This window comes from Prosthecobacter dejongeii (assembly GCF_014203045.1).
In the GTDB taxonomy this organism is placed as follows: domain Bacteria; phylum Verrucomicrobiota; class Verrucomicrobiia; order Verrucomicrobiales; family Verrucomicrobiaceae; genus Prosthecobacter; species Prosthecobacter dejongeii.
In genome coordinates, this window is record NZ_JACHIF010000001.1 from 1,214,120 (window position 1) to 1,230,138 (window position 16,019).

The 16,019-nt window shown below is 55.3% G+C and carries 8 protein-coding genes; 7 read left to right on the top strand and 1 reads right to left on the bottom strand.

Annotated elements, in window-relative coordinates; all coding sequences use genetic code 11:
* Positions 1 to 215 precede the first annotated feature (215 nt).
* From HNQ64_RS04815 to HNQ64_RS04825, 3 genes are read left to right on the top strand one after another with little or no spacing between them, the layout of a single operon-like run.
* Positions 216 to 3,056: a hypothetical protein gene (locus HNQ64_RS04815; protein WP_184205909.1), complete on the top strand. Its 2,841-nt coding sequence runs from the start codon at positions 216 to 218 to the stop codon at positions 3,054 to 3,056.
* Entirely contained in the window at positions 3,053 to 8,761 is a 5,709-nt protein-coding gene (locus HNQ64_RS04820; protein WP_184205911.1) for a DEAD/DEAH box helicase, read from the top strand. Before HNQ64_RS04815 ends, HNQ64_RS04820 begins: the two co-directional genes overlap by 4 nt.
* Before the next feature lie 5 nt (positions 8,762 to 8,766).
* A complete protein-coding gene (locus HNQ64_RS04825) occupies positions 8,767 to 10,452 on the top strand; it encodes a nuclease-related domain-containing DEAD/DEAH box helicase (RefSeq protein ID WP_184205913.1) in 1,686 nt (561 codons plus the stop codon).
* Between the two features lie 748 nt (positions 10,453 to 11,200).
* On the opposite strand, the gene HNQ64_RS04830 is transcribed toward HNQ64_RS04825, so the two are convergent.
* On the bottom strand, positions 11,201 to 12,310 hold the full coding sequence (locus HNQ64_RS04830) for a HigA family addiction module antitoxin (protein WP_184205915.1): 1,110 nt from the start codon (positions 12,308 to 12,310) through the stop codon (positions 11,201 to 11,203).
* A 502-nt stretch (positions 12,311 to 12,812) separates the two neighbouring features.
* Between HNQ64_RS04830 and HNQ64_RS24250 the strand changes: the two genes are divergently transcribed.
* From HNQ64_RS24250 to HNQ64_RS24435, 4 genes are read left to right on the top strand one after another with little or no spacing between them, the layout of a single operon-like run.
* Positions 12,813 to 13,034 (top strand): DUF2188 domain-containing protein, encoded by a 222-nt coding sequence (locus tag HNQ64_RS24250; RefSeq protein ID WP_184205917.1) that lies wholly within the window; start codon positions 12,813 to 12,815, stop codon positions 13,032 to 13,034.
* Complete coding sequence (locus HNQ64_RS04840; RefSeq protein ID WP_184205919.1) at positions 13,012 to 14,217, top strand: multiubiquitin domain-containing protein; 1,206 nt, start codon at positions 13,012 to 13,014, stop codon at positions 14,215 to 14,217. The genes HNQ64_RS24250 and HNQ64_RS04840 overlap by 23 nt, the downstream gene beginning before the upstream one ends.
* The gene (locus HNQ64_RS24255) at positions 14,214 to 15,599 is read left to right on the top strand and encodes a ThiF family adenylyltransferase (RefSeq protein ID WP_221305331.1); all 1,386 of its coding nucleotides are present in this window, start codon (positions 14,214 to 14,216) and stop codon (positions 15,597 to 15,599) included. Before HNQ64_RS04840 ends, HNQ64_RS24255 begins: the two co-directional genes overlap by 4 nt.
* A gap of 2 nt (positions 15,600 to 15,601) precedes the next feature.
* Positions 15,602 to 15,952 carry a DUF6527 family protein gene (locus HNQ64_RS24435; protein WP_221305332.1) on the top strand — a complete coding sequence of 117 codons (351 nt, stop codon included), beginning with the start codon at positions 15,602 to 15,604 and terminating at the stop codon, positions 15,950 to 15,952.
* Positions 15,953 to 16,019: the final 67 nt, after the last annotated feature.

Genomic DNA, 16,019 nt, shown 5'->3' on the forward strand with positions numbered 1-16,019 from the left:
AAGGCCTTTAGGACGGCGGAAAAATGCAATTTTGTAATTCCCCTATGATCGAACGCCATGATAACGACCCAAGGATCTATGCAATCACTTAGGCGAGAAATTCTCAATTATGATAAGCAATCGACCGAAACAGAGCAGTATTCCAAAAAATGTCACCACTGTATGGAAATATTAAAGAAGCATCCGTATTAAGAGGCAAAGCGCCCTTTATTCAGATGCCCCACGAAATGCTTTACGACCAGATACTCGAGCGTCGTCCTATTCATCGACCGTGGTCGCTGGCAGAAGCATGTACCTCATGCTTTTTCGTCGAACTCAAACAGTGGGCTGAATCGCTCGATGTTTATACCTTTGATACCTTGGTCCATCAGCAACCGTTGCGGACGGGGACTCTGTTGTTGGGCCTCCATGCAGAGGTAACTCGCAGATATGGTCATGAGGGGCAACTTTGGGCGGTTCTGTCAAACCGTAAAATCGTCTGCTGGCAGCCTCAGACTTGGGGGCGATTGTACAATCCGGGTGGTAACTTGCAGTTTGGCCACAGGCAATTGCTGGAAAGAACAGCGTTATGGCTTGAGCTTCGTCATGCATTCGATGTTGAGGACGCCCACAAGTGGTATCGCCTCATTCACCTTCAGATTGGGTTCACTCACGAGGATGCGAAGTCGAGACTCAAGGACTGGCTTAGTGGGCAATGGCCGCCCGTTGCCGTGCAGACTTTGCTGGAGGAGCGTGATCCTGGGGCACTGGAGTTTCAGCGGATGTGGCATCGGCTGCGGCAGTATCGGTTGGGGAATGTATCGAAGGCAGGGATGAAGGAGCACCTGAAGTCATGCTGCTGGGTGCTGCCGGAGTGGACGGAGGATTTGCTGAAAGCAGCGCTGGCGGCGGATCTTATCCCGTTGGCGAATGACGAGGAGGAGAGTATTAGCCAGTTTTACACATCGCCGACGTTGAAATGGGATGGTTCGGGTTTGCCTTCGTTCAGTGTGGAGTTGTGCCACTTGAACGAGATTGAGACAAATAGTGACTTGGAAGTGCGAGTGCAGGGTAAAGTGCAGGCGAGGTTGCTGAAACAGGATGCGGGAGGCTTTGCTCCCGACACGCAGGGGGCGCTCATTCTAGGTGAGGGCGCGGCATTGCGTTCACGTTTGGATTTGCGTCTTGTTTCCGTGGATGAAAGCTTGGTTCGACAAGCGTCCATCGTACTTTGGGATGCTGATGCTGAGGTTTCTTTGTTCAGACCGAGTGATGGATGGATGGTCACCGAATCCCAGTTGCGGACGGGGCAGGCGTTTGACCTCATCGCCGCTCGTGACTTGAAGCTGACGCCAGCGCCTTCGTCGAGTACAGTCATCGGAGCCGGCTATCGGCTGCACCGCTATGAAAAGGGTTGGGCGGGACTGATCGAGGCGACGATGGATGACGTAGCGCTGTGGACGAGTGCGGGATTTGGGAAGCAGCCCGAGCAGCTAAATTTAGATACAGTGAGAGCACGCTGGATGCAGATATTGGACTTTGCAGGATCAACGAGTCATGCCTGGCCTTGGAAGGTTCCGCTCAGGATTGATGTCGTGGACAGGAGTTGGAGTTTTGCAGGACTGCGTTGGACTCGCGCTGATGGAAAAATGATGAATTATCTATCACCGCCGACGGAACTTTCACTTGTGGAAGGGGACATCGCTCGGACTCTGACTTTGCGGGTGAATGTGCGACATTCGACGTGCCGAACAGCTACCATCCCAGTCAAGTTGCCGCCGCCGATGCAGGGCTGCGTGCGGTGGAGCACAGAAGGTAAGCCAGTCATTCAGCGAGGCGACAAAACTCTGCTCATTAGCGATGCCAGCCGCTCGATGTGGAGCTTCCTGCTGCCTGAAAGGCGTGATGATCTCGGCAATGTTCTTTCGATGGAAGAGCGGCGTTGTTCGTTCATGGAAGGGGATGTTGTTCGTGGCAGTGTGCGCTCTCGGGCGATGATTTTGCCGAGGCTCGGAGGCTATGGGGCACCTGCGTGGATCAGTGAAGATCCCTACAATGGAGTTGAGCACACGATGGATGTGGGATCGCGTGTGATTGATGGCGGCGTGATCAGGCAGGTTCGTGTGGATGGCGAAACGAATAAAGTGACGGTTACTCAACTTAGCGAGTTTGATCTGACTGAACGGCATGTGTTGCTAGTCTGGATCGCTCTACCAGACAAACGGGGTGGCATCGTGCGGGTGAATCGTGAGCAGCTAACAGTTTCGGCTTCTGGCTGGGAGTTTCCATTTCCTCCGGGTGGATCACTTCTCGGGGTGGCGTTGCTCTATGAAGGCACTCGGCTAGGGAACTGGTTCAGCTCGACGAGGTGGTCTGATGCCTTGCTTCTCTCTCCGCCCGCCGAACCGGTGGAGATGGCGGCGCTTTTGAGAGTATGGAAGGCTCCTCTCCTACAAAGTGTGGGAAATGAAAATCATAGATCAAATGTGGTCGCTTGGCTGCACAAGCATTGGATGAAGGTTTTGCCTGTTTGGCTGGCTTCGGAAGGTTTTCTCACCGCACCGGGCATGGGGCAGACTCCAGTGCCAAAGCTTGATGATGAATGGAAACGGGTGGTTCACGCCTTGATGACGGATTTGCAGCCAAGCATTCGTCCTGAGCAGGTTCAGTGTTTTGTCGATGATTTGGCTGCGTCTTCGTCAAACCAGAAACCAGACGACCGGCTTGGCTTTTGCCTTTTGGCGCTAGCCGATATTTCACCACTTCTGGCTGCCAAGACACTCTCTGCCGCTCTCCAGAGTCCGTTCGTCTCCAACCTGAAAGCAGCGGGTAAAGATGTTTTTGCAAAGATGCGAGCATGGTTTCCCTGTCGTGAAGAGACAGCGATAGAGCTTGCTCTGCGGCATGGGAACCGAGACAGCGAGTGGCTGCGCAGGAGCATTCCCAGTCTGCAATCACTGGAATACGAGAACAAAACTCTACCCCTGTCCTACTGCCGTTTGTCCGGTTCTGAAGAGTTCCGAAAGTTTGCTTTTGGCGTGTGGCTGGAGCAGATCAGGCAACGATTTCATTTATGAGCCAGCTCAATACTCTCGACCTCCGTGACCGTCTCATCTCCCGTGTCAATGCTTTTGCGCTGGACGATCATTTCGTCTCTGATTCGGTGCTTCGAGGCGTTTTGGAGACCGTCTGGTCCGGCCCGCCGGAGCGTGGTGGACTGGGAAGCGATCTTTGGGTGGAAGGGGCGTTCCCATCTGAGCAAGCAGATGAGACGCTGGGACAAGTGGCAGATGGAGGTCTGCTAGCGAAGACTCTTGCGAGACAACTGGACCGCGTGAGTGAGTTTCCGTTGAACCGGGCACCTTATACCCATCAGTTGCGGAGTCTGGAGGCTGCACTAGAGAGCCGGGATGTGCCAGATGGGCAGCCAGCCCTCGTGGTAACGGCTGGCACGGGTGCGGGCAAGACGGAGAGTTTTCTTTTGCCGATGCTGGAGCGGCTTTGGACTCAAGCTCCGACTTACTGCCAGGGGGTGAGCGCCATAATACTCTACCCGATGAATGCGCTGGTGAATGACCAAGTAGGACGACTGGATAAATGGCTGGAGGGTCAGGATCGCGTGAGCTTTTTCCACTTCACCAGCGAGACGCCGGAGAACAAGCGCCGTGCGGATGAAAGAGGCACACCTGAAGCTACGCGAGCACGCTTCCGCACCCGGCAGCAAGCGCGTGGCTTTGAAGATAGAGAAGGAAAGAAGATCGAAGACGGCTCCGGGCCGCAGCCGCAAATCCTCGTCACAAACTACTCGATGCTGGAATACATGCTGTGTCGGCCACAGGATGCCGTGTTCTTCGGGCGAAATTTGCGGGTTCTAGTGCTGGACGAGGCGCACATTTACACGGGTAATCTGGCGGCGGAGATCACGCTGCTGCTGCGGCGAGTGCAGATGCGCTGCGGGCGCACCCCGGAGGAGGTGCTACACATCGCAACCAGTGCTACCATCGGCGGTGGTGCGGCAGCGCTGAGGCCATTTGCAGCGCACTTGTTCAGCAAAGATGAATCCTTGGTGCGATTGATCGAAGGCCGCCGTGTCCGGTCTGCGTTGGAGGTGGCTGATATTGGAGTTCCTCTGCCGCTGAGCCTCGCTGAGCAGCTTGCTGCAAATCCGCCGCCGGAAAGCGGCACCGTGCGAGTTACGCCTAATGGCGATAGCGAGTTTATTGCGACCGATGATGAGGAATGGCTGCGGTGGAGGGATGTGCTTTCTCTGCTGGCACCAGAACCGCGAGTTAGTAAAGCCATGAACCGCGCCGATAGGCTCGCGGCACCAATGCTGGCGGATGTTCTGCGCTTCTCGCCTGCGGTAGCGAGGCTGCAAACCCTACTGTGGGCGGACGAAACGATGCCACGTCTTCTTTTGCCGGAGTTGGCGGCTCAAATGTTCGGCCAGAACAGTGCGGCGAGCCAACAAGCCACTCGAATCCTGCTGCAAATGAGCGCCTGTGCTCGCAGCGAGCCTGGAGAGTGGCCGCTAGTGCCGAATCGGCTGCATTACCTCATGCGCGGCCCGGAAGGTATGATGCTGTCATTTCGCCGTGATGTGAATGCGGCTGCGTATCATCCGCTGAACGGCATTGGTCAGGTCTTCAGTGCGGGGGCTGATCCAGCAGCCTGCGGAGCCTTTGAAGATCATCCGCTGACACTGATTCGCTGCCAGATTTCTGGCTGGTGGGGGGTGGCAGCACGTCAGGTGAATGGCATGATGCTTCCGGTGCCCTCCTCCATCGTGCTGCACGGGCGGAATGAAGATGGGGAAGAACTCTTCGACCCGGAGAACCCCAATCAGCAGCAAGCTCTGCGTGTGAAACTTTTTTCACTGACCGAAATCGAGGGCGTTCAACCCCGTCATTTTAATCCGCAGACAGGCCGCTATTCCGGGAATGGGGCTGGAGTGCCACTGTGGGAGCTGCCCAACTGCCCAGTGAGAGGTCTTCCCCTTTGCCCGGTGAGCGGTGTTCCTCTCGACAAAAACAGCATAGGCTGGTTCGCCGCCCGTGCGAGACTCCAGCTGAGTCTGATCGCTGAAACTGCTCTCGCCGCGATGCCTGAGTTCCCTCATGCGAACAAGGCATGGAAACCTGCTCGTGGGCGGCGCTTGCTGGTCTTCTCAGATAGCCGAGCGGAGGCCGCTCGCCTCGGGCCGAGGCTCACCCGCCAGCATGAGCTGCAGCTTTTTCGTGCAGCCGTGATTCATGTGCTGGGTAATCTCACCCAAGCCGCTAGCGATGGAGATGTTTCTTATTATCAGCAAAAGATCGCGAGTATCGAAGCAGACCTTGCCATGGCTAAAAGCGCAGTAATACGGCAAGACCTATTGGCGGACCGCGCTAAGGCGCAGGAAAAGCTTCGAGAGGCTGAATCTGGTGGCAGCGTGCGGCAATGGGCGGATCGGTTGGGTGAGTCGCCGCTTATCGCTGAGATCATGGACTTGGACTCAGCAGAGGGGCACGAATCTAAGGATGACAATCGCCAGCAGCGATGGCAGCGGAACGCTGAGCAGGTGCAAGCCTCGCTGGTAAGCCTGTTGGGCAGAGAGTTGGCGCGACGCCCCACTTGGCCGCAGCCGGGTCTGGAGACGCTGGGGCTGGTTGAGGTGGTCTATCCAGGCATCGAGGCACTTACGCCACCGCCACAGATTTGCGGCATGGTGTCGATGGGGGTGGCGGAGGCACTGCGCCAGACCTGGGCAGGCTATCTGGCCTCTGTTCTGGATGCGCTGCGTAATCAGGGGTGCGTCACCCTTGGCCGAGACAGGGACGATGATGATTACAAATATGGAAGTGCGCTGCTTGGGAAATACTTCTCTGCTCGGGATAGCTTCAAAAGAGAGATGCTTTCGTTCATCGGCGTGCATTTCGAGGGTCAGCAGACTTCGCGCAGAAATGCCTTCACAAGGGATTACCTCGTAGCCTGTGGGATGTCACGGGAAGTAGCGGTTCAACGTGCGGGTGAAGTCATGGAGCACGTCTTTGATCAACTGCTAGATCATGCACGTAATGGCTCATTCAACTGGCTGGAGGTCAAACCGAGTTCTGAGACCAATGGAGGCGATCATGTGGTGCCATCCATGCGCATGCGGTTCCCGCTGCTGGGCTTGAGGGTGCCTTCGCGGCTCTACCGCTGCCAGATGACCGGTCAGGTATGGCCTCGCAGCATCGCAGGGCTTTACCCTGGAGCTGCCCGCACCTCGCTTAGTGGGATCAGCGCGGATGATTTGGATCAAGATGCGCGCCTCGGCCGGCGCAGGCGTGAGTTACGGGAGTGGGAGGGCTTCCGTCTTGGCCTGTGGGCAGAGGAGCACAGCGCCCAGCTCTCCCCGCAGGAAAACGCGAGGCTCCAAGACCTCTTCCGTGATGGGATGCGCAACATCCTCAGCAGCACGACCACGCTGGAGCTGGGGATCGACATCGGCGGCCTCAGCGCCGTCTTGCTGGGGAATCTGCCGCCTGGAAAGGCAAACTATCTCCAGCGTGCAGGCCGCGCAGGACGCCGCGCAGATGGCTCCAGTGCTGTGCTGGGCTTTGCACGTCCATCACCCTATGAGCGGGAGGTGTTTCTCGACTTCCGGCGGTATCTGAATCGTGATCTGCGCCGGCCCACGGTCTTTCTAGATCGCGCGGCCATCGTCCGCCGTCATGCCCACTCCTGGCTGCTGGGTGAGTTCTTCCGCAGCCAATACCTGCATGGAGAACATACTGGAGCCATGGATGCGTATGGCAAGATGGGGCGTTTCACAGGCGAACCGTTGCCGGATAAGTGGAACAGCGATGATAAGCCTGTTTTGCCGCCAAGGGATGCCACCAACCTTGCTGATGCTTTTTTGAGCTACCTCGACCAAATCGCCACTTCTGCGCCCGTCCAAATGCAGCAGGCTCTGGCACATCTGTGGCGCGGCTGCCCTGAGCTAGAGGCTTTGATTCAAGACACCATGACTTCATGGCCTGTGGTCATCCAGGAGTTCCGCAGTGAATTTGCCGCCGCCTATGAAAAATGGCGCGAAGATGTCCGCTCGCTGCTGGCTGCATGGGATGAGGTGCCAGCCATCCCCCCCGTTTACAGCTCTGCTGCGGCGAATCGTGCCCAGGCGAATGCGATCTACTACCAGCTAAGGACGCTTCACCAGATGACGGTGATCGAATCACTGGCAGACGCCCGCGTGCTGCCACGCTACGGCTTCCCCATCGGCCAGTGCAAACTTCATGTCCAAGTCTCGGAGCGTGATCCACACACGGGCCGCTATCAGCTCCGCGAAGAAGACCAGTTCCGCCTGCAACGAGACAGCATGATGGCGATGCGGGAGTATGTGCCAGGCTCGCAACTGCTCGCAGGTGGAAAGATCGTCACATCTCGCGGCCTGCTGAAGCATTGGACGGGCGCGATGTTGGCTAATGAATCCTGGGGACTCCGTGGGCGCTTCATTCGCACTCAGAACGGCTACTTTCACTACAGTTGCAGCAATGAGGCACCGCGCCAGCCGACCAACGTGAATCCACAATCGCCTCCCAGTTCTGGCGAGATGATCTTCCCAAAAACCGGCTTCTGCACCTCCACTTCTGAGCAGCCGCGTCATGGCAGCGACTTTGAGAAAGTCGGTTCCGTCGAGGTGTATACAATCGCCTTTGAGGATGCAGCGCGCTGTGATACACCGCAGCCGGGCTTTGGCGGCATTCCGGGCTGCACCGTCACCTACTGCCACGGTGGAGAGTTGTTGCTGCTGAATGGAGGTGAGTTTGGCAAAGGTTTCGCCATCTGTCAGAAGTGCGGTTATGCGGACAGTGAACTGCACTCCACAGGCCAAGGCCGGGTGAATCTGCCAAGTCACTTTGAAAGACACCACGCACTGCAATCCACAGCCCGCTGGGAGGAAAGGCGCTGCTGGGAAGATGACGAAGCGCCCGTGTGGCGTCGTCAGCATCTCGCCGCACGGCAGACGACGCATCTGTTGAAGCTGGATTTCTCCCGCTGTGGTCAACCATTGAGTGAAGAGCTGATCCGCACCCTCGGGCAAGCCTTGCGTCTCGCCGCAGCGATTGTTCTGGAGCAGGACGCCCGAGAAATCCGAGCCATCGAGCCATCTCTCGATCCGCAGGCAGGAGGCTACGCCTCCGTCGTGCTCTACGACACACTGGCGGGCGGCGCTGGTCATTTGGCACAACTCTCCCACCCGAGCTACCCCGAGCGTGCCCGCGAATGGATCGACCAAACCATCGCCCTGCTCACCGTGGAACCGACTTTTCCAGACAGCGTGCGCCAACGCGAAGCCATGCGCCGCGTCCTCACCTCCGATGCCACGGATGACATGGTACCCGTGGAAGCGCTAGCCTTTCTCCTCCAAGCCCGAAATGCTGCTGGCGATGTAGAACCAGTCGCGGTGGTGGATGATCCCATTCCAGAAGATGCGTGGACACTGGATCGCCTCCTCACAGAAGACCCACCACATCAGTTTGAACTCACCTATCGACTCAATGACATCGCTGGTGTCACCGACATGGCGCAGTGTGAAGTCTGCACTGCCAAGCCATCGCCTGGAGCACGAGTCATTCTTCGAAATGAAGGGCTAAACGGTGGAATCGCCGCCGGACGCTGGCTTGCCAGTGTGCTTAATGATGGAACCTGGAGAGTGCGCCTCGGCAAGACGGAAGGTGATTCTCCTGTGTTGCATTTGAGGCAGGCAGAATACGACTCGCTCATCCCACTTGCCATCATCCACCCAAACGCCTGACCCACATGGCACGCCTCGTCCCTCATCACGACACCTCCACAATCGAGCATGACTCCGAGCGCAGTGTAGCCGAGGCCCTTTGTGCGCAACTACCGCCTGAAGTCGTCGTCTTTCACAGCTACCCCTGGCTACGGCCCGAAAGGAACGAGCGCAGTGGCAAAGTGAATCTCCACGAAGGTGAGGCAGACTTTGTCATCCTGCATCCACGCTTCGGCATCATGGTCGTGGAGGTGAAGGGCGGACACGTCTATTACGACCAGCGAACGATGCGCTGGGAGCGACATGGAGCGCGCCATGAAATGAAAGACCCCTTCGTGCAGGCAGCCAAGAACATGCACGCCCTCGAAGCCACCGCCAAAGAGCGCTACTTCAAAAACGAACTGCCATTCGTGCGGGGCTACTGCGCTGTGTTTCCTGACTGTGAATGGACCGGCACTGCGCCACCTGGAGCCGTGAATGCCAATCTCTTCGCCGCCAGTGACCTGAGCAAACTCGGCACACGAATAGAAGCTCTCTACCGCGCTTTTGATCGCCGAAAAGACCACACGCCACTGCTCACCTCCGTGCTCGATGGCTTGATGAAGACGCTGACCTGCGAGTTCAAGCTCACACCCGCATTGTGGAGGGAGATCGAGCAGCAGGAGCGCATCCTGTTTCGTTTCACGGAGGATCAGTTGTTGCTGCTCAATTTCCTCAATCAGCACCGCCGGGCAGCCGTCCAAGGAGTTGCGGGTTCCGGCAAGACGCAGCTAGCACTCGCAAAGGCCCGGCAGTTTGCTGACAAGGGGAAGCGTGTGCTACTTCTCTGCTACAATCGAATGCTTGCAGATTGGTTGGCCGAGCAAGTCGCCGAGCAGAAGGACCGCATAACCGCCATCAACTATCATCGCATGGCTCTCGAATGGTGTGGGAGGGCAAAAGTCGCTTTTCCGGCCGGCGGTCAGGACGAAGCTTTCTGGAGCACTTCAGCAGCAAGGCTGTTTGAGAATGCCATTGAGCGCTTGGACAGCGACAGGTTCGATGCCGTTGTTGTCGATGAAGGTCAGGATTTCCATGAATCGTGGTGGGACAGTGTGGAGTGGCTCAATCGAGACCTTTCCGACGGCCCGCTTTATGTATTTTACGACCCAGCACAGCAGCTCCAGCACCAAACACCCCAGCGCCTTCCCCAACTCGGGACGCCGTATCATCTGCCAACCAACTGCCGAAACACCAAGCAAATCTCCGATTTCTGCGCAAAAGCTATAGGGCATGCGATAACCGTGAAACCTGGACAGCCCGAAGGCAGACCGCCGACCATCAGGATCGCTTCAAACGAGCAAGCGCAGAAAGCACAGGTGGCGGCATGTCTTGATGAATGGCTGTCTGGAAGTAGCGGCCTCTCGTGCAAGCAGATCGCCATCCTAAGCGCCCAGCCACTCTCAAGAAGCTCGCTGCGGCATAGCGCTTCAATCGGTCGCTGGCGTGTCACAGACGACCTCGAAGAATGGAGAGCAGGCAAGGCCGTCCTGCATACGACTCTGCGCAGATTCAAGGGCATGGAAGCCGATGCTGTTATTGTTCACGACATTCCCAAAGTCGAACCAACGCCTAATGAAAGCCAATTCTCGGCAAAGCATCTTTATGTCGCATGTTCCCGCGCCAAGCACCTCCTTTGCCTATTGAGCTACGAGGAATTCGTTGTTCATTGAACAACACGAGCTGGGATTGAAGCCTATTTCAATCTGCCTTTCGATGTGCAGTAGTGAAGATTACCATCATAACGTCATCGGAAAGTCGCTGTAAACCTGATTCTGGCACTCTTGTAGCCTCCGCTGATACCGTCTCGTTCACGCCGGCACAAATGACATTCTGAGAGGCGAGAAAGACACATCCACGACACCACTACCACTGCCGGGAGCAAGACGATCTTCAGAGACGCCTAAGGGAGAATGCGGTGAATCAAGTGCCTTCATTGCTGACCGCCGCATAACAACGCCAATCGTTGTGTATAGGCAGAGGCGTTTTCCAACCTTCTCGATCCATCTGGCTTGCTCATGCTTTTAAACGTGGAGTATCCAAAACCAATATATAACGGCAAACTTTGGGTCACCGGATTGACCTCAAAGGCTTCTAAATCAATAATTCGTGCTATGGCTCGTCGTGGCAGAGCGCTTCATTCCACACGAAGTGCTCCAACTTGCATCTGCTTCACCGCGCCCCAACATGACGCATCTTCCCCTGAAAGGGGGGAGTTCTCGGGGGGATGGGTGGGATTTGGATTCGTTTTACCAACGCTAACGCCTTTATTTTCAAGGCGTTAGAGGTATTATCTCAGCCCTTCAAGCCTTCCTGGCGGACGAAGTATTGAAGGGTTCTCTGACACTCATTGGAACCCCTTCTAAGGTATTTCAAATGAAATGATACTTTTGACGTCTATCAGGAGATTGAGCAAGATCATCACTCGATCGTATTCAAAATTGGATTAACCGTGAATCGCTTCTTCAATTGATGTCCAACCATAGGCAACCAAATTTTTTCGTGGTGTAAGTGACCGGCAATAATACCCGGGGCAATTCGGAGTTCGGCAGCGAGTTTGATTACCGCTTCAACTGGCATTTTTCCGCCATTCTCTCGTCTCACTTGCGTGACTCGACGTGTAGGAACTAAATGTTCGGCAGCGAATCCATCAGCATCTACTTCCAAAGGATCGGTACTTCGCTCCGAGTCTCCTGTGTCGATAGTCCATATCTTCTTTTGACGTCCCTGGAGCACATGCCTTGCTTCATGAAAGAAAGTAAACCAGAAGTGACCATCATCTTTATGACGACCTGATTGGAGGATGAGTGCGCAATCGTCTCGAATCCAGCGTGTCGCACCGCTTACATGACATCCAGAAAGTTCGGCAATGAACACGTAAGCCACTCCGCATTCATTGCATGCAGATTGAATTGCCGGAATCCATTCACTAGGTCGTTTCAGACTGACTAATCGTAGATCCTGAAGAGCCTGTTTCCACTTTGCTGCATCATATGGTGCGCAATCCTGCTTTCGCCCTTCGATCTCCCCTCTCCTAATCCATGTAGCCAATGCGGCCGAACTAGCAGTAAAGGCTGACGATTTGCGATAGGCCACCAAAGGTTCTTCCCAGATAGCTTTCCATTCGTCTTTCCCTGCTACACCGAAGAATCGAAGGAGAGCCTCCATTAAGGCTGGTTTCTCCTTCGTCCGCACAAGCCAGCCTCGCTCTTGCATTGCTTTGATAGGCAGTTCGCGCAACCATGCTTCATCCACTGCCAGCTTTTCAATCGAACGAGCTCGCGCCAATCTTTCTCGATAGTTTGCTTCTAGACTGCACCAAAACGATGCGGGTACTTCCAAAACTCGTTCGAGTTCGAGCGCCGTATCAGCAGTGATTGCTGCTTTACCCTGTATGATCTCGTTGATTGTCTTGATTGGACGGCCCATTCGGCGTGCCAAATCTGTCTGAGACATTCCAAGCCCTGCCAGCGTGTCGGCCAAGGTGTCACCAGGGGAGGTGGCGTAATCCGGTTGAAAAGAGAAGCTCATGTTTTAGTGAGTCGTGGCGCGGACTTGCTTGAAGTTATCTTCAGAATTGTAATTTCGGTAACGGTAGCCCAGTCGGGCTTATTATTTTCAATCTCATCTTGGACTGTTTGAATCACCAAACTGAGTCCATCGTGAACGCTCACGGCAACCTGTTTTGCCCCCGCCTTACCACTTTCGCGGGTTCGGACGTGAGATAGGAATCGAAGATCCCCAAGGCACTTAAGTGCGCGCAGCTCGGAAAGTCGTCGCATCAAGACCACCCCCTTCTCTGCCCCGTAGGCGTGGAGAAGGAGGTCTTTGGAAGCCAAGCAGCGGGCCAAGTCAGCGTCACCAACCTGAATTTGCATGACGCCTACTGAGAATACGTTTCAGATTCATAACCTGACAAGTAAAAAATAATGAGTCGTTCGCAACATCCATAATTTTAACCCTAAGGGTTAAAATTTTGTTGAATAAAATTCTCTGCTCCCCTACACTGGCCCTGACAGTAACCCAAAATCATATGCCAAAGAACCAACACGTAGTGCCATCAAAGGACGGCTGGGCGGTCAGGGGTGCCGGAAACGAGCGCCTCACTTCCCGCCACGAAACCCAGGCTCAAGCCATTCAGGCAGCTCGCCAAATCGCGATCAATCAAGGGAGCGAAATGCTGATCCATGGCCGGAATGGTCAGATCCGCGAACGGAACACTTACGGGCCAGATGAATGCCCTCCTCGCGGATAAATACTCAAATCAAAACCCCACCCCATTCATACATATGACATCACCACTCAAGAAACCATTGGCGCGTTGGAACGCGCTTGTTCAGGACCGGGTTGTTCCTTTGCCCCGTCGCATTGTGAGCGCACTCACCATTAAGGAGCAAGCAGGTGTCGCTTCAGACTTCCTCATTGTGCGGGATTATCAGTCTCCTTCTGATGTTGTCTTGGAGGACGGCGTCGAGGTCGACCTAGCTCAAGGCAACGTGTTTCGCATTGTGCCGCGTTGCGATGCGCCAGCTTGCACAGAAGCTCCGCAGGATCCGCCTAAACTGGCCTTTTTTATCGATGATGCTTTTGAGATCACCACCCAGGCAAAACAGACTGAGGATTCTCTCAGAAGGCTGTTTGCCCTGCTGCCAAAGGTCGAGCTTCTTCGTGATATGGAGTCCCCGACAGATATTGCCATTGGTTCAAATGAGACTGTACTGTTCACCGATGGCCCCGTCTTCGTGAGCTGCGTCGAAATCGAAAAACATTGCGGCCAGGAGTGCCCTCCTCCCGCGAGACGCTATATCATTCGCGTCGACGAAAAACGCATTGTTGTCGATGCTCCCAAAGTCACGGGCCGCGACATTCTCGTGCTCGCCGGTTTAAATCCAGATCTCACGATGCTGAATCAAAAGATTGGAAAGCGGTTTGAGCCAGTCGGCTTGGAAAAGGTCGTGGATCTTACCGCATGTGGTGTCGAACGCTTCACCACATTGCCTAACGAGCAGTCTGAAGGGCGGCCAAATTTCCGCCGTCAGTTCGCATTGCCGGAGGAGGATGTCGAGTTGTTGGAAGGATCAGAATTGGCTTGGGAAACCATCAATGACGCCAACGGGAAATGGGTCTTGATTCGCGACATTCCCCTTCCTGAGGGCTTACTGCAGGTGCCGACCTCAGTTGCGATCCAGGTTCCCTCCGGTTACCCATCAGCAGCTTTGGACATGGCCTACTTTTCTCCAGCTGTTCGCAGGCTGGACGGCGGGGCGATCCCATGCACTGAAGCAAGCATGCAAATCGAAGGCATCGCGTGGCAACGTTGGTCCCGTCACTACACATCCGCCTATCCATGGAAGCTGGGAGTTTACAACGTTTTTACCCACTACCTGCTCAGCCTGTCCTGGCTGGATCGGGAAGCTAGAAAGGTGAAAATTGCGTGATCCCTCGGAACACTCTCAGGCTCACAGGTGAACAGCACCAACAGTTAAAAAATCATCTGTTCCCTGGTGATGGCAAAGAAGCTGTGGCGCTGGTTCTTTGTGGACGCTTGCAAAACGCTGGAGGCCACACTCTTTGCGCCAACAAGATTCTTCTCGTCGCCCATGACCTTTGCCGGGAACGAACGCCTGTAAGCGTGACATGGCCAACTGAAGTTGGGCGTGCGTTTTACCAGCGGGCTGCCGAAAAGAACATGGCGGTCCTGAAGGTTCATAGCCACCCCGAAGGATATGACGAGTTCTCCGCACAGGATGACAGATCAGACGCGGCGCTCTTCTCTTCGCTCCACAACTGGACAGAGGATGGCCTGCCACACGCCAGCGCTGTCATGCTGCCCGATGGAACCATGTTTGGCAGATTCGCGGAGCAGGATGGTAGCTTCGTGCCCATCACCAAAATTGCCGTCGCTGGAGATGACATCCGAATTTTCACGGTCGGCGAGGATCTTATGGTGGATGATGCTCAGCTGCGCACCCTTCAGACATTCGGTGAGGGAACAACCCAGCTTCTCAGGCGGCTTAAAATCGGCGTGGTGGGCTGTTCTGGCACGGGGAGTTGGGTCATCGAACAATTAGCACGTTTGGGGGTTGGCGAGCTTGTCCTCATGGACCCGGACATCATCGAGCGAAAGAACCTCAACCGGATCATCAACAGCCGTGAGGCAGACGCCTTGGGGAAACGGTCCAAGGTCGATGCATTGACCGATGTGATTAAGCTTCATGGCACGGGCACGATGGTCACTGCCCTGAATACGTCATCTTTCACTGAGGACGCAGCACGGCAGTTGGCGTACTGCGACATACTGTTTGGATGCATGGACCTGGTGGAAGGTCGGGACCGGCTCAATCGCATCGCCACCTTTTATTCGATCCCGTATTTCGATCTTGGCGTCAGACTGGACGCTGATGGGAACGGCGGCATCTCGAATGTTTGCGGGGTCGTCAATTACCTCTTGCCCGGTGGTTCCAGCCTTTTATCGAGGGGCTGCTATTCGGCAGAGACGTTGAGAGTTCAATCTTTGCGCCGCACGAAGCCTGCACAGTATGAAAGCGAACTCAAGGAAGGCTACATCAAGGGTGCAAAGGTTGAGAGTCCAGCTGTGGTTTCGGTGAACGGCTTCTGCGCCACGATGGCGATCAACGAGCTCCTGGCCCGTCTTCATCCCTTTCGCAGCACGCCTAACGCTGAAGCTCGGCGACAGCAGTTTGATCTGAAGAATTCATTTTGGATCCAGCTGGATGACACTGGGCCGTGCCCGGCTTTAGCCAAGAATTGCGGTCGAGGGGATATGACCCCTTTTCTCAACTCCGTAACCGAAGAATAATGATGAAATGTCTGCTCCAGCGACTCTTCAGATGGCTCTGGCCAGCGAAAGCCGAGCCAGAAAACTCAAACCTGTTTCGGGTCCGGCGTGTGGATGACGAACCGAAGACAATTGAAGACCGGCTCGTCTATGTGGTGGGAGAGCCAGGCCATGAGTGGGAAGCCGTTTTGCGATGCCCTTGTGGCTGCGGCGATGTCATCAAACTGAATTTGCTGCGATTTGAAAAGCGGCCGACTTGGCATGTGGTGGCCAATCCAGGAAACAAGGCCACATTGATTCCATCAGTGTGGCGCAAAACTGGATGTCTTAGCCATTTCATCGTGAGTTGGGGCGAAATTCGGTGGTGTCCCTGAAATGGCCTGCACCCCGAAAGTTGACCCAGGAGTTATGAGAGTCTGAAGTGTGCGTAAGCACACCCAC

Coding starts and splice junctions, on each gene's coding strand:
- HNQ64_RS04825 (WP_184205913.1), top strand. CDS start 8,767: ATGGCACGCCTCGTCCCTCATCACGACACCTCCACAATCGAGCATGAC.
- HNQ64_RS04815 (WP_184205909.1), top strand. CDS start 216: ATGCCCCACGAAATGCTTTACGACCAGATACTCGAGCGTCGTCCTATT.
- HNQ64_RS04820 (WP_184205911.1), top strand. CDS start 3,053: ATGAGCCAGCTCAATACTCTCGACCTCCGTGACCGTCTCATCTCCCGT.
- HNQ64_RS24435 (WP_221305332.1), top strand. CDS start 15,602: ATGAAATGTCTGCTCCAGCGACTCTTCAGATGGCTCTGGCCAGCGAAA.
- HNQ64_RS04840 (WP_184205919.1), top strand. CDS start 13,012: ATGAATGCCCTCCTCGCGGATAAATACTCAAATCAAAACCCCACCCCA.
- HNQ64_RS24250 (WP_184205917.1), top strand. CDS start 12,813: ATGCCAAAGAACCAACACGTAGTGCCATCAAAGGACGGCTGGGCGGTC.
- HNQ64_RS04830 (WP_184205915.1), bottom strand. CDS start 12,310: ATGAGCTTCTCTTTTCAACCGGATTACGCCACCTCCCCTGGTGACACC.